Source organism: Sphingomonas sp. CBMAI 2297, assembly GCF_029870595.1.
Lineage (GTDB): Bacteria > Pseudomonadota > Alphaproteobacteria > Sphingomonadales > Sphingomonadaceae > Sphingomonas.
In genome coordinates, this window is sequence record NZ_JAPDIR010000003.1 from 327,735 (window position 1) to 349,663 (window position 21,929).

The following is a 21,929-nucleotide window of genomic DNA, read 5'->3' on the forward strand; positions in this document are numbered from 1 at the left end:
GGGAAGTAATGAAGAAATTCAATGCATTGTTGCTGAGCTCGACATGTTTCGCGGTATTGCTCGCCGCACCTGCCATGGCGCAGGAAACCGTGCCGGACACTGCCGGGAGCTCCGCCACCGACGCCCGGGACGACGGCACTCTCGTCGTCACCGGCACCCGCATCGTTCGCCTGAACAACCGCTCGGCCGCGCCGATCGTCACCACCACCGCCGCCGAGATCGCCGCACAGGGCGCGACCACGATCGAGGAAGTGGTCAACCGCCTGCCGCAGGTGCAGGTCAATTCCGAGCAGAATTTCAGCGACTCCGAAGGCCGCCAGCGCATCAAGCTGCGCAGCCTGGGCTATGAGCGCACGCTGATGCTGATCGACGGGATGCGCATCGGCCTGCCCAACACGGTCGACGTCGGCATTATCCCGAACGCGCTGGTCGAGCGGGTCGACGTGCTGACCGGCGGCGCTTCCGCGGTCTACGGCTCGGATGCGGTCGCGGGCGTCCTGAACTTCATCCTGAAGAAGAATTTCAACGGCATCCACATCAACGGCAACTACAGCTTCTTCAACCACAACAACCGCTCCAGCGCAGTGACCGAGGCCGCGCAGCGCGCCGGGTTCAATTCCGCCAGCGGCATGAGCAACGATGGCGGCCGCGCCGATGTCAGCCTCGCCGCCGGCACCAACCTGTTCGACAACCGCGTCAACATCTCGGCTTTCGTCAACTATCGCCAGTCGAGCCTGGTCCGCCTGCGCGACCGCGCGAACGCCGTCTGCGAAGTGGTGACCACGAGCAACACCTCGCCGCTCTCCTGCTCGCGGGCGACCTATACCCCGGCCGGCACGATCATCCCGCGCGCCGGCGCCAGCAGCGGGACGACGCTCGTCAACAACCCGAACGGCAACGGCACCTTCATTCCGATCAACAGCGGCCCGGTGGGCGCCTCGGCCAATCCCTATGACGACTGGGCGTTCCAGCGGGCGTTCAACCGCGTCAACGCGGGCGGCTTCCTGACCGCGCAGCTGACCGATCATGTCGAGCTGTACGGCAATGCGCTGTGGTATCGGGACAAGTCGTACAACACGATGCTGAACCGCACCTATTCGTACAGCGTCTATGGCAACACGCCCTATCAGGTGAACTGCGACAACCCGTTCCTCTCGGCATCGCAGGCACAGACCCTGTGCGGCGCGAATGCGGGCGTGGCGGGTCAGTATGCGCCGCTCGACGTGCGCTATCGCTTCGATTCGATGCCGCTGGTCCGCCAGCAATTCATCAACTCGGGCTATCGCGTCGTCGCGGGCTTGCGTGGCCGCGTGCTGGACAATGTCTGGTCCTATGACGTGGCGGGCATGCTCTCGCGCGCGCAGCTCGACACGATCGACGTGCCGGCCGCGGAGTTCGCCACCGTCAACCGCTCGCTCGACGTGGTGAACGTCAACGGCCGCCCGACCTGCCGCTCGGTGGTCAACGGCACCGACAGGAACTGCGTGCCGTTCAACGCCTTCGCGCCGTTCAACAATGATGCGGCGCTCAACAGCTATCTGTACGGCAACGCCTCTGGCGGCATCAGCACGCGTATTCCGCGCCTGTTGCAGTTCATCGGCACCGTCAGCGGCGATCTCGGCAAGTACGGCATTGCCTCGCCCCTCGCCGAGCAGGGCATCGCGATCGCGCTGGGCGGCGAATATCGCGAGGAGATGGAACGCACCGTCGTCAACGCAATCTACCAGCAGAACAATGGCGGCACGAACCAGCGCGTCACCCAGAACATCCTGGAGGCCTATGCCGAAATCCAGGTGCCGCTGGTCGAGAACAAGCCCTGGACCAAGCTGCTCCAGCTGAACGGCGGCTATCGCCTGTCCAAGTATAACCGCCTGGACAACAAGTTCGGCACCTGGAAGATCGAGGGCATCTGGTCGCCGGTCGAGGACATCAGCTTCCGTGCCTCGTTCAACAAGGCGCAGGCGGCACCGGGCGTCGGCACCGCCGCCAGCGCGTCCAACATCTTCTGGAACCAGGGCTTTTACGCGGACCCCTGCGCCCCCCGGATCGATGCGGCCAACCCCGGCGGACCGCGCATCGCCCCGGCCGCAACGCAGCAGCAATGCGCCAATACCGGCCTGCCGGCGAACCTCTATAACAGCCCCACGCTGATCTGCCCGGACGATCGCTGCTCCGTCCGCGAAGGCGGCTTCAACCTCACGCCGGAAACCGCGTACACCAAGACGTTCGGCGTGGTGTTCCGCCCGCGCTTCGTGCGGGGGCTGACCGTCTCGGTCGATCGCTGGCTGATCGATCTGAAGGACCAGCTCGACTTCCTCCAGCCGCAGAACCTGATCAACGACTGCCTCACCACCGGCAACGAGTATTTCTGCCGCGCCATCGTCCGCAACGCGGACGGCACGCTGTACAGCTCGCCGGCGACGCGTCCGGCCACGGGCTGGGTCGCGCGCGGCCCGGCAAATGGCTATCGCTCGCAGTCGCATGGCTGGGACTTCCAGGGGCAGTATGACGTCGGCATGGGATCGGTCGGCCGCCTCGAGATGATCTTCAACGGCACGCTGATGACGCGGGTCGCCTCGCAGGCATCGCCCACCGCCACCTCGCGCAATTGCGTCGGCTATTGGGGCAATTCGTGCGGTGAGAGCATGCCCAAATGGGCGCACCAGATGCGCGCCACCTGGGTCCTGCCGGAGCGCATCGCCAGCGTCTCGGTGAACTGGCGCCACCGCGCGGGCATGCCGCTCGACGTCTATGCGCCGGCCAGCACCGGCATCCCGACGGCGGCCCCCAGCCAGCTGCGCGACCAGTTCCCGGGCATCAAGGCCTATGACTGGTTCGACCTGGCGCTCAGCTTCGACGTCACCAAGCGGATGACGTTCCGGCTTGCCGCGAACAACATCTTCGATCGCGATCCCCCGATCGTGCCGGACAGCCGTTCGCGCATCGGCCTGCTGCGCGGCAACACGATCATGGGCTATGATCTGCTCGGCCGGCAGATCGTCGCCGGTGTCTCGCTGCGCATGTAACCACGCGGTTGCCCTTCCTCCGGAGGCCAGGCCTCCGGGGGATCGGGGCACGGCGCTCTTCCGCGCCCCGCCTCCCCACTCCGCCTCGGGGCCTCCCGCCGGCAGCATGGATATGCCGCCACGTCACCTTGCTTTCAGGATATTTTCCGCCAGCGTCCGGCGGAGCAGTCCGGATCGCGATCGAGGAACGCGAAGCACGCCGGGCAGCCGGATGCGACAGGGGCCGTGGGCGCACCGACGCCGCCGATAGTATCGACGTTGCCGTGGCTCAGGCCGCGGGCGACCTCATAGCGACTGGGTCAGCAGCGAGACGAGATCGGTGGTCGCCAGGGAGTCCGCCGACCAATTCCTGAAATCCTCCACCAGCGCGGCGGTCGCACGAACGCGCGTGCCCTGGCTCTCGACTATCTCGACATAGCCGGCAGCGGTGGCGGTGCGCAGAATACCGCGAACATGCACGCGGGTAGTGGCGCTGCGCTCGGCTGCCAGCGAGTAGAAGCCAGGTTCAGTCCAACCGTCGGGATTGTCGCGCGCCGATTGCAGCAGCGTGGCCAGGATACGCGCGCCGCCCGCCTGGTGCAGGAAGGAATCGACAGGTGGATGCTCGACCATCGTCTCGCGGGCCATGGCAAGCGTTATGAGCGAGCGCGCGCGATAATAATGATGATAGGCCGGGTCCTGCGAGACCGCCGCCCGGTAGCGCGGCTCTTCGGGGAACATCAGTGCCAGGGGCGCGTGAAATACCGCCACCCACTCCCGATCGATCGCGAGCATCGCCTCGGTAGGGCGCAGCCGGTGCCGGCGCCGATCTTCCGCCATGGGCGTTTCGATCAGATGGCCGTCGGCACGCATTTCCTCGACATAGCGGCGCACCCGGCGCGCCGGGCCGATCGCCATGATCTTGGCCAGCTCGACGAGCCTGGCGACCGTCAGCCAGGTCTCCGGATCCTCTTCGCGTTCGCCCGCGGCGATGCAGATCGCCAGCATGAAGGTGACCGCGCGCTTATATTCGGAAAGCTCGCGGATGAGCCGCCGGTCCCCGCCGTACAGCGTGGCGAGACCATCGGTCAGATTGGATACCGCCGCGTCGAACCGGGGGTGCCGCTTCAACATGTCGGCAGTGGCATAAGGAGGCAGTGGCAAGGGTTGCGAAGCCATGGACGGGTTTGGGATTCCGTGAGATCGAGCTGAAACTCGATTGTATTTACTGGAAAATTTCTCCCACGATAGCGAAATAGTACCAATTTGTTTCATTGAGCCATTTTGGAGCTTCCCTTAAGGAAAGCGCTCGTTTCAGGGGCGACGGGGGGCACCATGCGAAAGACATTCCACACCGTCTGATCGTCGTCGGCGGATAGCCGGCGAATCTCCCAACCGAAGATCATTTGCCGCGTGTCGGGCCGTTCCCGTGCGCACGGCTTCGCATATGCGCGCGTCAAGCGCCGAGCTGAGGGAATGAAGATGACCGCTCCGATCCTGCGCACGCCGCGCCGCGCCCGCAATCTCCTGCTCGCCTCGACCGCCCTGGTCGCGGCCGCTGCGGCGGCAGCACCGGCCTATGGGCAGACGCTCTCGGTGGGAGGCGGTACGATCGAAGGCGGCGCGCCGACCCAGGTGACCGACGAGACGCCGATCGGCGGCGGCATCGTCCTGAACGGCACGACGACCGATGTGGCGATCACCGGGGTCACCGTGAACAACGTCTCAGGCACGACGATCATCCCGCCGCGATACGTCGCCGCCTATTTCCAGGACACCGCCAGTCCGGAGGTGAACCTACGCGTCACCGACAGCAACCTGGCGGCCACGGCCCCATCCAGCGCCTATTATGCGGTCGCGCTTTATCTGAGGGCGCCCACGGGGAACGCCGCAGTGAACCTGACGCTGGACGGCGATAATCGCTTTTCCGGCGGAAGCGGCATCTGGGTCAATGGCCCGGGCGGCACGGTCAACATCCGGAACAACGGCACGCTGACGTTCAACGGGAGCGGCGAAGGTATTTTCGCGAACGGCGGCACCTATTTGAATGCGCAGCTTGGCCGGGTGGACATCAACAGCGGCTCCAATGGCGTCCGTTTCGCCTCGACGGAAACGATGATCGTCAAGATCGACAGCGGATCGATCGTCGCTAGCGACAGCGGCATCTATGTCAGCAACGGCTTTGGCCTGCGCTCGGATATCGATGTCGGTGCCTCGATCATGTTCGGCGAGGCGGGGCTGGACAACGCCTTCAGTCGCTACGGCATCTACGCCGATCTGATAGAAAACAGGATCGTCACCCGCGCGGGCGCGACGATCGACACTGTCGGCAATGGCGGCTCGGCTATCCTGACTTTCTCCGCGGTTGCCGATCTTCAGATCGGTGGCGCGATCGGCAGCTTGAGCACCGGAACGGACAACCTCTTCGACCAGGGCATATATTATGACAGCCCGGCCGGATCGCTTCGCACCACCGCCTCGATCAATGCGCGACGGGGCATTTACGCCAGCTTGAATTCGGGAACCGCGACCTTCGACATCGGCGGCGACATCACCGCGCAGGACGAAGCGATCTATGCCGAGAATGGCGCGACCGCGCTCACGATCGGATCGGGCATCACCCTGCGCGGCAACCAGTCGCAGGCCGGCAAGACGACGATCACGCTGACCCAGGGCTCGATCGACAATTACGGCACGATCGTCAACGGCGCGGCCGGCACGCCAGGCAACGGCTCAGCGGTCAGTTTCCTGAATGGCGGCAGCCTGATCAATCGCTCGGGCGCCACGATCAGCAGCGGCAGCTTCGGCGTCAACGTGGCCGGCGCGGCCGGCACGATCGACAATTACGGCACGATCACCGCCGGGAACGCCGCGGGCATCATGCTCAACGCGGGCGGCACCGCGACCAACCATGCGAACATCACCGCGACGGGCAACAACAGCACCGGCCTGCGCAGCACGGGTGCGGCCTCCACGCTGGACAATCGCGGCACGATCAACGCCAATATCGGCATCCGCACCGATGCCTCGGGATCGACGCTGAACAATTCGGGCACGATCAACGCGACCAGCTTCGGCATCTATGTGCCCTCGGGCACCGCGACGCTGGTCAACTCGGGCACCGTCAACGGCTCGGTCGGCGCGACGCTGAACGGCGGCGGCAGCATCACCAACACCGGTTCGCTGATCGGCGTGTCCTATGGCATCACTTCCGCCGGCGCCGCGACCATCGTGGTCAATGACGGCACCATCTCGGGCGGTTCGGGCGCGATCTCGCTGTCGACCTTCAACGACATCGTCACGCTCAATTCCGGTTCGACCACGATCGGCTCGATCAACCTCGGCAACGGCAACGACACGATCAACATCATGACCGGCGCGACGTTCGGGACGATTGCCGGCGGCAACGGCACCGATACGGTGGTGCTGGACGGCCCCACCACGGGCACGCTGAACCTGGCAACCGTCAACAGCTTCGAGATCCTCAACAAGGTCGGCACCGGCACCTGGACGCTGAGCGGCGCGGCCGCGAGCCCGGCAATGGCGATCACCGCCGGCAACGGCACTCCGAGCGGCACGCTGGTGTTCAGCGGCACCGGGCTCACCGGCACGATCAAGGTCAACGGCGCGACGATCCGCGCGACCGGCGCCGGTGCGTTCGGCACCGGCACGATCACCGCGATCGACCCGACGATCCAATATGCCGCGACGGGCAGCTACGCGAACCAGATCATCCTGGCCGCGATCGATCCGGCAAACGATCCCACCCGCCTGGAGGCCGATGCCGGCGTGGTCGCGACGCTCACCGGCCAGCTCATCGAACAAAGCGGCGGCCAGCCGCTGGTGATCGGCGGCGCGGGCACGATCATCCTCACCAACCAGAATAATTTCTGGAGCGGCGGCACCCAGATCCTGGCGGGCGCGACGCTGCAGGGCTCGGGAACCGCGCTGGGCAATGGCTCCTATGCCATCGCCAACGACGGCACGATCATATTCGACGAAAGCAGCAGCTATTTCCAGATCGGCGTGGTTTCCGGCAGCGGCGCCCTGGTCAAGCGCGGCGCGGGCACGCTGACGCTCGCTTCCGCCAACAGCTTCACCGGCACGACGACGATCGAAGCCGGCACGCTGTCGCTATCGAACACCGGCGCGCTGGCCGGCAGCTCCGCCATTGCGCTGACCGGCACGAACACGGTGCTCGACGCCGCCGGCCTCAACTCGGACGGACTTGTCCTCAACAATCTGTCCGGCGTCGCTGGCAGCCGGGTGCTGTTGTCGGGCAAGAGCACGACGTTGGCGAACAGCGCGAACACGATCTTCGCGGGCACGCTCGGCAGCACGCCGACATCGACGGGCGCGCTGACCAAGAGCGGCACGGGCACGCTCACTCTCGCGGGGAACAACAGCGACCTGTTGCTGCCGGTGCTGGTCAACCAGGGCACGCTCGCCCTGTCCGGCGGCGGCACGCTTGCCAGCGCCAGCTATGTCGCGGTCAACGGCGGCACCTTCGACATTTCCGGCGTGAGCGGCGCGGGTGCGGCGATCAAGGATCTGCGCGGCACCGGCGGCTCGGTGGCCCTGGGCGACAAGCTGCTCACCATCACCGCGGCCGCCAATGGCAACAGCTTCGGCGGCGTGATCTCCGGCAATGGCGGCATCACGCTCGCCGCCGGCGTCGCGACTCTTGCGGGCGCCAACACCCATTCGGGCACCACGACGATCGCCAGCGGCGCGCAGCTCAACCTGAGCGGCGCCGGATCGCTCGCCAGTTCGGACGTCGCGGCGAACGGCTTCTTCCAGCTGCTCAACGCGGATGCGAGCGTCCGCAGCTTCTCGGGCGGGGGTGGCTCCGCCTTCCTCAACGGCTACACGCTGACGATCGCCAATGGCGGCAGCTATGCCGGCCAGTTCAACAACGGCACGCTCAACCTGACCGGCGGCACGCTGACCCTGACCGGCAACAATTCGCTCAACACGATCGCATTGAACGGCGGCAACCTCACGCTCGGGAATGGCGGCACCGACGGCTATCTCTACAGCACGAGCTTCGTGCTCAACGACGGCACGCTGACGATCAACAAGGCCGACGACTGGACCGTCGCCAATATCGGCGGCGGTGCCGGCAACCTCGTCCAGGCGGGCTCGGGCATTCTCTCGCTGTGGAACAACAGCTATACCGGTTCCACGACGGTCACCAACGGACGGCTGCGCCTCTTCAACGGCAACGCGATCAACGATGGATCCGCGCTGATCATCGGCGCGGCCGGCACCGCCGAGCTGTTCGGTTCCGACGAGACCATCGGCAGCCTCTCGGGCGCGGGCAGCTTCATCCTCAACGGCAATATGCTGACCATCAACAATGGCGGCATGTTCTCCGGCGTGATCGGCGACAGCAATGGTGGCACGCTCGTCATCGCCGGCGGCACGCTGACTCTCACCGGCGCGAACGCCAATAGCGCGACGACCATCGCGCAGGGTGCCGGTCTCACGCTCGGCAATGGCGGCGCCGGCGGATCGGTGCGCGGCACGATCACCGCGAACGGCACGCTCACCGTCGATCGTTCGGACAGCCTCTCGGTCACCGGCCTGATCGGCAGCGGCAGCCTCGTGCAGGCGGGCGGCGGCACCACCCGTCTGGGCGGCGCGGCCGACTTCACCGGCGCCGTCACCGTCGCGAACGGCACCCTCGCCCTCGACACCAGCCAAGTGCTGTCGAACGGCAGCGGCATCGCACTTTCCGGCACGGGCGCGGTGCTCGACCTGACGGTGGCGGGCGGCACGATCAACACGCTCTCGGGCGCTTCCGGCGCCGTGGTCCGCTATGGCGATCATGGCATGCGCATCGTCCAGGGCGCCGATGCCATCTTCGCCGGCAGCTTCGACGACGTGGCGAGCGGCGCGATTTCCCCCACGCCGGCGCTCACGCTCGCGGGCACGGCCAGGCTCACCCTCACCGGCCAGAGCGATCTGGCAGCGGTGCGCATCGACGGCGGAACGCTTGCGCTCGCCGGCAGCGGTTCGATCGGCGGCGGCGCGGCGCTGACGATGGCCAGCGGCACGCTCGACCTGTCGGGCGTGGCCGGCGCCGGCCATGCGATCGGCGGGCTTGCCGGCATCGGCACCGTGACGCTCGGCGACAAGAACCTGACCATCGGCAACGCGGGCGGCGGCTTCTCCGGCGTGATCCAGGGCAATGGCGGGCTGCACCTCACCGGAGGCACGCTCACGCTCGGCGGCGTCAACACCTATACCGGCACCACCGTGATCGATGCCGGCGCGGGGCTCGCGCTGACGGGCAGCGGCTCGATCGCCAGCCCGACCATCACCGTGAACGGCGTCTTCGACGTATCCGGCGCGAGCGGCGCGCTCCCGTTCACTCATTTCACCGGCACGGGCAACATCCGGCTCGGCAACGGCGTGCTCAGCATCGCCGGCAATGGCGGCGAGAGCGACTTCACCGGCGCCATCACCCAGGCGGCGGGCTATGGCAATGGCGCGGTGACGATCGCCTCGGGCCACCAGACCGTCGCCACCGACTGGAGCTATGGCGGCATCACCACGCTGCTGAACGGCGCGAGCATGACCATCGGCGATGGCGCCGGCAACGGCTCGCTCAGCGGCGCGATCGCGCTGAACGGCGGCACGCTGACCACCAACCGGACCGGCACCGTCCAGGTGAACGGTCTGTCGGGCGCCGGCACGCTGAAGATCGCGGGCCCGGGAACGACGAACCTTGCCGGCAGCGGAGTCTTCACCGGCAATGTGATTGTCGCCGACGGCACGCTTTCGCTGAGCGGGCCGAACCAGCTCCTCGCCGCGTCCTCGGTCGCGCTCACCGGCGCGAACGCGGTCCTCAACGTCGGCGCGGGCATCGGCGAGCGGATCAACAACCTGTCCGGCGTCGCGGGCAGCCGCGTCAATCTCGGGCCGAAGGGCCTGACCGTGAACAACAGCGCGGCGACACTCTTCGCCGGCACCCTGCAGGAAGCGACCTTCCCGGGGAGCAGCGGTTTCCTCAAAAATGGTGCCGGCACGCTGACGCTCACCGGCCAGAACATGCTCCAGGGCGTGACGGTGGAGGTCGGCACGCTGGCGCTTTCGGGCAACGGCGCGCTCGGCGCCAATGCCGCGGTTTCGGTGGCCAGCGGTGCCACGCTCGACCTCTCGGGCTTGACCAGCGGCGCCACCGAGTTCGGCGGCCTGCGCGACGACGGCACGGTCGATCTCGGCGCCAACACGCTGACGTTCAACAACCCCGACAGCACCAGCTTCGGCGGCGTCATCCAGGGCAGCGGCGGCCTGACCATCGCCTCGGGCTTCCAGATACTGAGCGGTGCCAACACCTATACGGGCGACACGAACATCAACGACGGCGCGGCGCTGTTCCTCAACGGCGGCTCGCTCGCGAGCGGCACCGTCATCGCCGACGGCACGCTCGCGATCGGGGGATGGGGCGCGGCGCTCACCCGCCTCACCGGCGGCGGCGCGGTCCGGCTTGTCTTCGCCGATCTTTCGCTCGGCGCCAGCGACTTTTCGGGCGAGATCCTGGGCCTGGGCAACCTGGCCTTTGCCAACGGCACCAGCACGCTGCGCGGCGCGAACACCTATCTCGGCACCACCACGATCGACGGCGGCGCCACCTTGGCGCTCGCCGGCGCCGGCACGATCGGCGGCGGCGCGCTGATCGCCCATGGCGCGTTCGACATTTCGGGCGCCGGCGCGGACATCGAGATCGCCAATCTTTCCGGCAACGGCACCGTGGCTCTCGGTGCCAACCGGCTGACGGTCGGCTGGGACGATGAGGACAGCGACTTCGGCGGCGTGATCGGGGGCACCGGCGGCCTCACCAAGACGGGCACCGGCGTGCTGACTCTCTCGGGCGCCAACACCTATTCCGGCCTCACCCTGGTCGATGCCGGCACGCTGCGCCTCGGGGCCTCCGGGGTGCTCGCCGACGATTCGACGCTCGAGGTGCGCAACGGCGCGACGCTCGACCTGAACGGCTTCGACGAGACCGTCGCCAGCTTCACCATCGCGGGCAATCTGATCGGCGGCGGCACGCTGACTGCCGCGATCTACAATCTGCTCGGCGGCACGATCGACCATGATCTGGGCGCCGGCGCAGTCTATCAGCGCAGCGGCGTCACGCTGCTCAACGGCACCTCCGCCGGATCCGCGGTGCATGTCGAGGGCGGCACCCTTCAGCTCGGCGCGAGCCAGCGGCTTGCCGATACCGCGATCGTGACGGTGCTCGCCGGCGCGACGCTCGACCTGCAAGGCCATGACGAGACCATCGGCAGCCTGGCGCTGGCCGGCACGCTCGGGGGCTCCGGCACGCTGACCGCCGCCACCTACACGCTCGACGGGGCGACGGTTTTCACCAATCTCGGCACCGGCACACTGACCCAGCATTCGGGTGTTTCCGACCTCAACGGCACCGCGGCTGCCGGCATCATCAACGTGACGGGCGGCACGCTGCGCCTTGGCGGGTCGGACCGCCTGTCCGATACGGCATCGGTCGCTGTCGCCTCCGGCGCAGTGCTCGACGTGCAAGGCAATAGCGACACGATCGGCAGCCTGGCGCTGGCCGGCACGCTGGGCGGCACCGGCACGCTGACCGCGGCGACGACGATGCTCGACGGCGCGACGGTCGCCGCCAATCTCGGCGCCGGCACGCTCGTCCAGCGCTCCGGCACTTCGTTGCTCGGCGGCACCACGGCCGCCGGCAGGCTCGACATCGCCGGCGGCACGCTCCGGCTCGGCGCGAGCGATCGCCTTCTCGATACCGGGCTGGTCACCGTCGCGGCCGGCACAACGCTCGACCTCCAGGGCTTTGACGACCGCATCGGCACGCTGACACTGGCCGGCACCCTCGCGGGCACCGGCACGCTCACCGCCGCCACGACGACGCTGGACGGCGCGGTCGTGAACGCCAATCTCGGCACCGGCATGCTCATCCAGCATTCGGGGACCTCGCTGCTCGGCGGCACTGCGGCGAGCGACATCGTCCGGATCGATAGCGGCATGCTGCGGCTCGGCGCGAGCGATCGCCTTGCCGACAGCGCGGCGGTGACCGTGGCGAGCGGCGCGACGCTCGACCTCCAGGGCTTTGACGACCGCATCGGCACGCTGGCCCTCGCCGGAACCCTGGCGGGCACCGGCACGCTGACCGCCGCCACGACGACGCTGGACGGCGCGATCGTGAGCGCCAATCTCGGCACCGGCACGCTCGTCCAGCATTCGGGAACCTCGCTGCTCGGCGGCACTGCGGCGAGCGGCACCGTCCGGATCGACGGCGGCACGCTGCGCCTGGGCGGCGCGGATCGCCTTGCCGCCGGCGCGGCCGTGACCGTGGCGCGCGACGCGACGCTCGACCTCCAGGGCTTTGGCGGCAGCGTCGGCACTCTGGCCCTCGCCGGAACCCTCGCGGGCACCGGCACGCTCTCGGCGGCGAGCTACACGCTCGACGGCGCAACCGTGCATGCAAATCTCGGCACCGGCACCCTGGTGCAGAACAGCGGCGTGTCGGTGCTGCACGGCAGCTTTGCCGGCGGTTCGGCGCAGATCAACGGCGGCACCCTAGCCTTCGACCGGGCCGGCGCCACGACCTATGCCGGCAGCTTCTCCGGCAGCGGCACGGTCGCGCAGGCCGGCACCGGCACGCTGACGCTGAGCGGCAACAGCGCGGCCTTTGCCGGCACCACCACCGTGTCGGGCGGCGGCCTCGCGGTCATCGGCCAGCTGGGCGGCGACGTGCAGGTCGCGAGCACGCTTTCGGGCACCGGCAGCATCGGCGGCACGGTCAGCATCGCGGACGGCGCGCATCTGGTCGGCGCCACCGGCGGCACGCTGGCGATGGGTGCCCTCACCCTCGCGTCCGGCTCGGTGATCGACGTCACCCTGTCCCAGCCCCCGGCCACCGCATTGTTCGCGGTAAGCGGCGACCTGACGCTCGACGGCACGCTCAACATCGCCGCCCAGCCGAGCTTCGGCGCCGGCGTCTATCGCCTGTTCTCCTATGGCGGCGCGCTCACCGACAACGGCCTGGTCCTCGGCACGGTGACCGGCATCGGCACCGCCGGCCTGTCGGTGCAGACGGGCAATATCGGCCAGGTCAACCTGGTCAGCACCAGCGGCGCGACGCTCGCCTTCTGGGACGGCGCAGCGGCGGCGAGCCATGACAATGGCCGCATCGATGGCGGCTCGGGCAGCTGGAGCCTCGGCACCCGCAACTGGACCGATGCCAATGGCGCGGTGAACGGGCCGATGCAGCCGGTGCCGAGCTTCGCGGTGTTCCAGGGCAATGGCGGCGCAGTGACGATCGACAATGGTGCCGGCCAAGTCTCGGCCACCGGCATGCAGTTCGCAACCGGCGGCTATACGCTCTCCGGCGGCACCTTGGCGCTCTCGGGCGCCCAGGCGACCGTCCGTGTCGGCGACGGCACCGCCGCCGGCGCCGGCATGACCGCCACCATCGCCTCGGCGCTCACCGGCGGTGCCATGCTGGTCAAGACCGATCTCGGCACGCTCGTGCTGACCGGCGCCAACAGCTATACCGGAGGAACGGCCGTCCAGGCAGGCACGCTGATCGGCAATGCCGCCTCCATCCAGGGCAGCGTCCAGAACGCCGGCACCGTCGTGTTCGACCAGGCGAGCAACGCCACCTTCGCGGGCACGATCAGCGGCGCTGGCAGCTATGTGAAATCCGGTGCCGGCGCGCTCACCCTCACCGGCGCGAGCAGCAGCAACTGGCGAGTCACTGCCGGCAGCCTGGTTTCCACCACTTCCCTGTTCACCGGCAATGTCGATCTGAGCCAGGGCACCAGCCTGGTCTTCAACCAGGCGGCGAACGGCACCTATGCCGGCACCCTGAGCGGCACCGGCAGCGTGCTGTTCCAGGGCGGCGGCACCGTGCTGCTCACCGGCAACAGCGCCGGCTTCGCAGGTGCCACCACCGTCGGCGCGGGGAGCCTGTTCTCGCTCAACGGCACCCTGGGCGGCACGATCGACGTGCTCGCGGGCGGCCGCCTGCAGGGCGGCGGCACCGCGGGCTCGGCCAGCATCGCCGGCACGATCGCGCCGGGCAACTCGATCGGCACGCTTGCCTTCACCGGCAATCTCGCCTTCGCTTCGGGCAGCGTGTTCGAAGTGGAGGCCAATGCCGCGGGCCAGAGCGACAAGATCGTCGTCGGCGGCAGCGCCTCGATCGCGAGCGGCGCGACGGTGCGCGTGCTGGCCACGGACGGCAACTATGCCGCCAATACCAGCTACACGATCCTCACCGCCGCCGGCGGCCTGAACGGCACCTTCTCGAACGTCACGACCAACCTCGCCTTCCTGACGCCGACGCTGGCCTATGGCGTCAATGCGGTGACGCTGAACCTCAAGCGCAACACGGTCGATTTCATCGCCGTGGCGCAGACCGGCAACCAGGCCGCGGTTGCGCCGCGGGTGCAGGCGCTCGGCGCGGGCAATGGCGTGTACGAAGCCGTTGCGGCGCTCACCGCGCCCGAAGCCCGCGCCGCCTTCGACCAGCTCGCCGGCTCGGACTATGCGAGCATGCGCGCTTCGCTGGTCGAGGACAGCCGCTTCATGCGCGATGCGATGCTCGCACGTGACGAGATGGCGGGTGCCGATGGCCTCGCGGCCTGGGGCCGCGTGACCGGTGCGTGGCGCGACGTCGACGGTAACGCCCAGGCGCAAGGCTATAGGCGTTCGGCCAAGGGCTTCGTCACCGGCTTTGACGGTTCGTTCGGCAACCATTGGCGGATCGGCGTGGCGCTCGGCTACGGCACCAGCGAGTTCCGCACCTCGAACGCGACACACAAGGCGGCGAGCTACCAGGCGGGCGGCAGCCTGCTCGGTTCCTATGGCCCGGTCTCGATCCAGCTCGGCACAGCCTATGGGTGGCATGCGATCGCCTCGCAGCGCCATGTCGCGTTCGGCAGCCTCCGCCAGCTGCTCGGCGACAATTACGATGCCCGCACTTTCCAGGCCTTTGGCCAGCTGGGCGTCAAGGGCAGCATCGGCGGCGTCGATCTCCAGCCTTTTGTCGGCCTTGCGCATGTCGCGCTGTCCGATAGCGGCGTGAACGAGCATGGCGGCGCGGCGGCGCTGCACGGCAGCGGCAGCGGGTTCGACGCGACCTATGCCAGCCTCGGCCTCAAGGCGCGGATCGGCTGGGATCTGGGCGGCACCAGGCTGAGCCTCGACGGTTCCGCCGCGGCGCGCCGGGTATTCGGGGACCGGGTGCCCGGGATCGATCTCGCCTTTGCCGGCGGCAGCGCGTTCCAGGCGCGTGGCATCCCGCTCGACCGGACCAGCGCCGCGGTCGATCTCGGCCTGGCCCTCGACTTGAGCGAGCATATCCGCCTTGGCGTGTCCTACACCGGCACCTATGCGGATCGTTCGAGCGACCATGGCGCCCGGGCCCAGCTCAGCTGGCGCTTCTGACCCTCCCTCACTGGTGATCTGACATGTTCGACCGTCTCGTCCACTTCTCGGCCCGCATGACGCCGCTCGCGATCGCGGTATCCAATGGGGCCGAGCATATCAGCTATCGCGACTTCGACCGCGCCATCGATCGCGCCGCCGCCGCGCTCGACCGGGCGGGCATAGCGGGGCCCGCGCCGGTGGGGATCAGCGTGCGCGACAGCTATCGCCATCTGCTGCTCATAATCGCCTGTGCCCGGCGCGGCGTGCCGACGGTGTCGCTGATCCCGGAAATGGCCGGGCCGATGGTGGTGCCGGCGGCCGGTGCGACGAAGCTGCTCAGCGACGATCCGGCACATGCGCCGGCGCTGCTCGTCGATGGGCCATGGCTCGCCGCAGCCCTGGCCGCGGAGCCCGTGGCGCTCGCCCCGGTCGCCGTCGATGCGCAAGCGCTCGGCCGAGTCCAGCTATCCTCGGGTTCGACCGGCGAGCCCAAGGCCGTGGGCATGAGCTGGGCGCTGATGGAGCGCCGCATCGAGCATACCTGGACGCGCAATTTCGGCTATGAGCGGCTGCTCTCGCTGATCGGCCCCGAAAGCGGCGCGCTGCCGCTGTTCCTCTGGTGCTGGGCAAAGGGCGGCACGGTGCTGTTCGGTTCTTCCGATCCCGCCATCCTCGCCCGCTCGCTGCCGATCCTCCAGCCGACCGGCATGCTCGCCGCGCCGGCCCAGCTTGCCGTCGTGCTCGACGCGCTGCCGGCGGAGGCGACACCGCTGCCCGGCCTCCAGATCGCGATCGGCGGCGCGCATGCCGCGCCGAAGCTGCGTACGCGCGCGGCGCTGCGCCTCGGCGCCGTCAACGTGACTTACGCCTCCACGGAGGCGGGCGTCTGCACCAACGGATTCGCCGCCAGCCTGGACAGCGAAACCGCGGTCGGCTGGATCACTCCCTGGTCCGAGATCGAGATCGTCGACGAGCGGGACAATATTCTCCCGCTCGGCAGCAGCGGCCGCGTCCGCATGCGCGGCTCCGATGTGGTGGGCGGCTATCTCGGCGACGGCGGCCCGGACGATCGCTTTCGCGACGGCTGGTTCTATCCAGGTGACATCGGCGCGATGCGCGCGGACGGCATGCTGGAGATCGAAGGCCGGGAGGATGAAGTGATGAACTTCGGCGGCCAGAAGTTCCTCCCCGGCGCGCTGGAGGGGCCGGTGGCCATGGTCCCGGGTGTCGCCGGCGTTGCCGCCTTCGCCCTCGAGGACGCGCAGGGCATCGCCCAGCCCTGGCTGGCGATCGTCCGCGAGGGCGAGATCGACGAAGGCGCGATCGGCCGCGCTCTGGTCATCCCCGAACTGCCGCCGGTGCGCGTCGCCTATATCGACGCGCTGCCCCTCACGCCGCTCGGCAAGGTTCGGCGCGAAATGCTGCGCGAGGCGGCGCGGCAGCTGAACGTCTCGTAGGAGGAGCCCGGGTATCGGGCACCGCCCCGCGCGTTGCGGGCGGATGGGTGGCGATCCGCATCCGGGCTTAAGTCTGCCTCTGGGCACCTTGGTTCGCATCGAATGCCCGCAGCGAGGGTGCCGCTAAGCAGTCACGGCCAAATCTTGTCGGCTCGGCACACAGCCGGGATTCGGCGGAATGACGGCCGTTCACGGGCCGTCATTCCGCCTGGATGTGATCCTTGGCTGGGGCGGAAGGATTCGAACCTTCGGTACACGGTACCAAAAACCGTTGCCTTACCACTTGGCTACGCCCCAGCGGGAAGCGCGCTTATAGGGACTTAGGAGAGCCGTTCAACCCAGCCATGCGGGTCCGGCGCAGTTCCGCGCTGAATGCCGCCCAGCTCGCTCCTGAGCTTCTCGGTAAGGATGCCCGGTCCGCCATTTCCGATCATGAACTCATAGCCGCGGCCGCGCACCTTGCCGATCGGCGTCAGCACCGCGGCGGTGCCGCAGGCAAAGGCCTCGCGCAGCTTGCCGCTCTGGGCATCGGCCTTCCACTGGTCGATCGAATAGCGCTCCTCGCGCACCTCGATCCCCTGCGATCGCGCCAGGGTGATCAGCGAATCGCGGGTGATGCCGGGCAGGATCGTGCCGCCCAGCGGCGGCGTGACGATCGAGCCGTCGTCCATCACGAACATCACGTTCATGCCGCCCAGCTCCTCGACGAAGCGGTTCTCCACCGCATCGAGGAACACCACCTGGTCGCAACCCTGATCGATCGCTTCCTTCTGCGCGACCAGGCTGGCCGCATAATTGCCGCCGCACTTCGCCGCGCCCGTGCCGCCCGGCGCGGCCCGCGTGTAATGCTCCGAGACCCACAGCGTCACCGACGGCGCGCCGCCCTTGAAATAGGCGCCCGCCGGCGAGGCGATCACCATGTAGAGATATTCGCTGGCCGGCTTCACGCCCAGGAACACTTCGCTCGCGAACATGAAGGGGCGCAGATAGAGCGAGCCGCCCTCGATCTCCGGAATCCATTTCTGATCGATGCGGACCAGTTCGCGGATCGAGTCCAGGAACAGCGCGTCCGGCAGCGGCGCCATCGCCATCCGCTCGGCGGATTCGCGGAAGCGGCGGGCATTCTCGTCCGCGCGGAACAGCGACACGCCGCCATCGGGCAGGCGATAGGCCTTCAGCCCCTCGAAGATCTCCTGGGCATAATGGAGCACTGCCGTGGCCGGGTCGACCTGGATCGGACCGCGCGGCAGGATCTTCGCTTCGTGCCAGCCCTTGTCGGCGCTGTACTTGATCACCGCCATGTGATCGGTGAACACCTTGCCGAAACCCGGATTGGCGAGCACCGCCGCACGGTCGGCGTCGCTGACCGGATTGGGATGCGCCTCGAACTCGAAATCCAGGATGGTGGTGTCTTCCATTGCACTCGCCTTCGACTCTGCCGGACCGGCTTGCAGCGGGTTAGGCGCGGTGGCAGAAAGCGTCAACATGGCTGCCCCAATTCCTGCTTCCCCGCTGTTCCTGCGCGAGCCCGAGATCCGGCGCGGCGTGGAGCTGCTCTATTTCGGGTATGCGCATCTGACCCGATCGATCGACGCAGGGCTGGCGGCGCAGGGCCTGGGCCGCGCCCATCATCGCGCCCTCTATTTCATCGCCCGCAAGCCGGACCTGACGGTGAGCGAGCTGCTCGCGATCCTGGCGATCACCAAGCAGTCGCTCGGCCGGGTGCTGACCGAGCTGGCCGATCGCGGCTTCGTCGAGACCCGCACCGGCGATCGCGACCGGCGCCAGCGCCTGTTGCGGCTCACCCCGGCGGGAGCGAAGCTCGAAGGCGCGCTGTTCGACGCGCTGCGCGAGAAGATGGCCAATGCCTATTCGAGCGCGGGACAGGGCGCGGTGGGCGGCTTCTGGGCCGTGCTCGAGGGGCTGGTGCCCGAGGAAGAGCGCCAGCGCGTCGCGGCGCTGGGGCGATAGGCCGCCGTCCCCTCCCCGAGGGGAAGGGGCCTGGCGCCCCCTCCCCGCGCGCGATCACCCCAGCCGGATCGACAGCTCCACCTCGTCGGTGAACGGCATCGACATATAGCCGTTCGCCACGTCGCCGACCCGCTCCAGATATTCCGGGCAATAATCGGCATTGTCGGCGATCAGGATCGCGCCGGGGCGCAACCGGCTCTCGACCCGGTCGAGAATGTCCGAATAGAGCGCCTTGGCGCCATCGAGCAGCAGCAGGTCGATAGATTCGGGCAAGCCGGCGGCGAGCGTCTCCAGCGCGTCGCCTTCGCGGAATTCGACGAGATCGGCCAGCCCGGCTTCGGCCAGGTTCGCCCGGGCACGGGCAAGCTTGCCCGCCTCGAACTCGCTGGTGATCAGCCGGCCGCCGCCATTGTCGCGCAGCGCCGCCGCCAGGTGAAGCGTCGACAGGCCGAACGAGGTACCGAACTCGACGATCGAGCGCGCTCGGGTGGCACGCGCCAGCATGTAGAGCAGCCTGCCCAGTTCGGGCGAGACCGGCAGCGCGAAATCGGCGAGCTTCGCGTAGAAATCGCGATACCCGGTCTTGCTGCGCATCATCGCGCGGTGATCCTCGCTCGTCATGCCGGCAAAGGCCGGGCTGGCGGCAGGCGGGTTGGCTTCGGTCTCGGCGAACAGGCGCGCGAGCAGGGGCGCCACGGGGGCGCTCGACAGGGTCGTCATCCGGGGTTTCTCCATGTGGCGGCGGGGGCTTGCCCGCCGGTCCGGAAAATACGACTAGTTCGTCAGTTTTGGCTATTCGCATTGGCAGCATGCCCGCATGACCCCTCCCCGCACCCCCCGCGTCGCCTCGCGGAAACAGCCGCGACAGGCCCGCTCGAGCCAGCTGGTCGAGGCCGTGCTCGACGCGGCTGTTCAGGTTTTGACGAAGGAAGGCGCGCAGCGTTTCACCACCGCGCGAGTCGCCGAGCGCGCCGGGGTGAGCGTGGGCTCGCTCTACCAATATTTCCCCAACAAGGCGGCGATCCTGTTCCGCCTGCAGAGCGACGAATGGCGGCGCACCTCGGCGATGCTGCGGGGCATCCTCGAGGATGCCGCCACGCCGCCCCTCGCCCGGCTGCGGCGGCTGGTCCATGCCTTCCTCCAGTCCGAATGCGAGGAAGCGGCGGTCCGCACCGCGCTCAGCGACGCCGCCCCGCTCTATCGCGACGCGCCCGAGGCGATCGAGGCGAAGGGAGAGAATGCGCAGGTCTTCCGGGCCTTCCTGCGCGAGGCACTGCCCGATGCGGCGGAGGATGCGCGGATGCTGGCAGGGGACCTGATCAAGATGACGCTCAGCCAGCTGGGCAGCAGCTTTTCCGAGACGCCGCGGACCGAGGCGGAGATCGCGGCCTGGTCGGAAGCGATCGCGGACATGCTGTGCGGCTATGTGGAGAAGTTGGCGAAGAGGAGCAGCTTCCCACCCAAGGCTGGGCGCCCGTGACTATCAGCCTCCTCCGCGTTACACTTCAGCCCTTCACGCGCAGCAGCGCATCCCCGTCATTGTCCAGAAGGCCAGTGATCGCTCCGGTAGCAACGTCACGGGTGATGGTGATTCCCTCACCGGTGTAGCGATCGATGAACTTGTCGCGATCGAACGCCACCAGATGATTGGTCTTTCCGGTGGTCAGGTCCTTCAGGACCAGCTCGTTATCGGCTCCGGCGGTCGCGTTGAAGAAATAGTTCTCCGCCCCGGTATATTGATATCGCCCCGCGATCGCCGCTAGCTCGTCAGCGGACACCGGGATCCGGGTAACCGCGCGCGTCGGGAACAACCCCAGTGCGAATTTGTTCGAGATGGCCCGGGCCAGTTCATTTCTAACCACTCGGCCATTCTCGGAATTGGTCATCAAGACGACTCCCAATCGACGCTGCGGGAAATAGAACAGTTCGCTCTTGAAGCCGGCATTGCTGCCACCATGCCCGAACGAGGCGGTCGCATCCTTCCCGCGCAATTCGAAGCCGAGGCCGTAGGCATCACCACCTCCCGGTTTGCCGCTCGGTTGGATCATCTGCTCGGCAAGCGCTCTGGATATCAATGCCCCCTTCGCCCCGGACAGCGCCTTCAGCATCCCGGAACAGAATTTCGCTATGTCGGAGGGAGTCGTCCACAAGCCGGCCGGCGCAAGCTCCGGATAGACATGCCAGCCGCCGGGAAAGGGTTGGCCATCGAACTGATGGGCGAGGCTGACATTCCCTTCGGGATAAGAGTCGAACGTGCTGTCGGCCATATGCAGCGGCGTCAGCACATGTCGCTGCAGGTAACGGCCGAAGGGCATGCCGGACTGATCCTCGATCAGCTTCTGCAGCACGACATACCCACCGCCCGAATAGGAATATCTCGATCCTGGCACCGCTTCGACGCGAAGCGCGGGACTGTTGCCCTTGCCGTCCAGCACCCCGGCCGCATCGGGTATTGCCCGGGTCTTCTCGTAACCGGCGAAGCCGCCAACGTTCAGCCCGGCGGTGTGGCTCAACAATCGGCGAATCGTTACCTTCTCGGTTCGGTTGGGTTCGCTTGAAGGAACCTTCCACGTGCGAAGATAGTCGTTCACATCCCGGTCGAGGTTCAGGCCTTTGGATTGGACCAGGGTCATCACGGCAAAAGCGGTGACCGATTTGCTGATGGAAGCCGCCTGGAAACGCGTATGCACATCGACGCCTTGGAACCGTCGACTATCGGTGGATCCATAGCCCTTTGCCCAGATAACGTGCCGGTCATCGAAAATGGCCACGCTGACGCCGGGGACGCCAAGCAATGCCATGCGCTCGTTGAGATTGTAGGTCCTTCGCGTTTCATCGGCCAGAACGACCCGCGGTATCAGGCCATTCTCGATGCTCACGATCTCCGCGGCAGACAGGTTGGCGGGAGCAGCCGGAGCGACTTGAGCCAACGCTCCGCCACAACAGGCAATCGAAAAGACCGCGCATCCAATGCCACGATACATGCGTCCCCCTCCAGGTCCCCGAGCTTCCAACTCTTCGGTGTGCGCATCGAGTATGGCCGGCGCGTGACAAAGCCCCA

Annotated in this window: 9 protein-coding genes and 1 tRNA gene; 5 read left to right on the top strand and 5 right to left on the bottom strand. The window is 67.7% G+C overall.

What is annotated here, in order from left to right:
- Positions 1-8: 8 nt before the first annotated feature.
- Complete coding sequence (locus OMP43_RS06510; protein WP_280278918.1) at positions 9-3,026, top strand: TonB-dependent receptor plug domain-containing protein; 3,018 nt, start codon at positions 9-11, stop codon at positions 3,024-3,026.
- Positions 3,027-3,311: 285 nt separating this feature from the next.
- Here the strand turns inward: OMP43_RS06510 and OMP43_RS06515 are convergent, their stop codons facing one another.
- Positions 3,312-4,139: a hypothetical protein gene (locus OMP43_RS06515; RefSeq protein WP_280278919.1), complete on the bottom strand. Its 828-nt coding sequence runs from the start codon at positions 4,137-4,139 to the stop codon at positions 3,312-3,314.
- Between the two features lie 348 nt (positions 4,140-4,487).
- On the opposite strand from OMP43_RS06515, the gene OMP43_RS06520 reads away from it, so the two are divergent.
- Positions 4,488-15,458, top strand: coding sequence for an autotransporter-associated beta strand repeat-containing protein (locus OMP43_RS06520; protein WP_280278920.1), 10,971 nt, complete (start codon positions 4,488-4,490; stop codon positions 15,456-15,458).
- Positions 15,459-15,481: 23 nt separating this feature from the next.
- The gene (locus tag OMP43_RS06525; protein WP_280278921.1) at positions 15,482-16,897 is read left to right on the top strand and encodes a fatty acid--CoA ligase family protein; all 1,416 of its coding nucleotides are present in this window, start codon (positions 15,482-15,484) and stop codon (positions 16,895-16,897) included.
- Between the two features lie 222 nt (positions 16,898-17,119).
- Here the strand turns inward: OMP43_RS06525 and OMP43_RS06530 are convergent.
- Both OMP43_RS06530 and OMP43_RS06535 read right to left on the bottom strand, forming a co-directional pair.
- Positions 17,120-17,194, bottom strand: a tRNA-Gln gene (locus OMP43_RS06530).
- Between the two features lie 23 nt (positions 17,195-17,217).
- A complete protein-coding gene (locus OMP43_RS06535; RefSeq protein WP_280278922.1) occupies positions 17,218-18,315 on the bottom strand; it encodes a branched-chain amino acid aminotransferase in 1,098 nt (365 codons plus the stop codon).
- 67 nt (positions 18,316-18,382) lie between these two features.
- On the opposite strand from OMP43_RS06535, the gene OMP43_RS06540 reads away from it, so the two are divergent.
- Positions 18,383-18,868, top strand: a complete 486-nt coding sequence (locus tag OMP43_RS06540) for a MarR family transcriptional regulator (RefSeq protein WP_280278923.1) — start codon at positions 18,383-18,385, stop codon at positions 18,866-18,868.
- Between the two features lie 54 nt (positions 18,869-18,922).
- Here OMP43_RS06540 and OMP43_RS06545 read toward each other — a convergent pair whose 3' ends face one another.
- Positions 18,923-19,588, bottom strand: a complete 666-nt coding sequence (locus OMP43_RS06545; RefSeq protein WP_280278924.1) for a class I SAM-dependent methyltransferase — start codon at positions 19,586-19,588, stop codon at positions 18,923-18,925.
- Between the two features lie 97 nt (positions 19,589-19,685).
- Here OMP43_RS06545 and OMP43_RS06550 point away from each other — a divergent pair, with 97 nt between their 5' ends.
- Positions 19,686-20,348: a TetR family transcriptional regulator gene (locus OMP43_RS06550; protein WP_280278925.1), complete on the top strand. Its 663-nt coding sequence runs from the start codon at positions 19,686-19,688 to the stop codon at positions 20,346-20,348.
- A gap of 25 nt (positions 20,349-20,373) precedes the next feature.
- Here OMP43_RS06550 and OMP43_RS06555 read toward each other — a convergent pair whose 3' ends face one another.
- Positions 20,374-21,852, bottom strand: a complete 1,479-nt coding sequence (locus tag OMP43_RS06555) for a serine hydrolase domain-containing protein (RefSeq protein ID WP_280278926.1) — start codon at positions 21,850-21,852, stop codon at positions 20,374-20,376.
- Between the last annotated feature and the right edge of the window lie 77 nt (positions 21,853-21,929).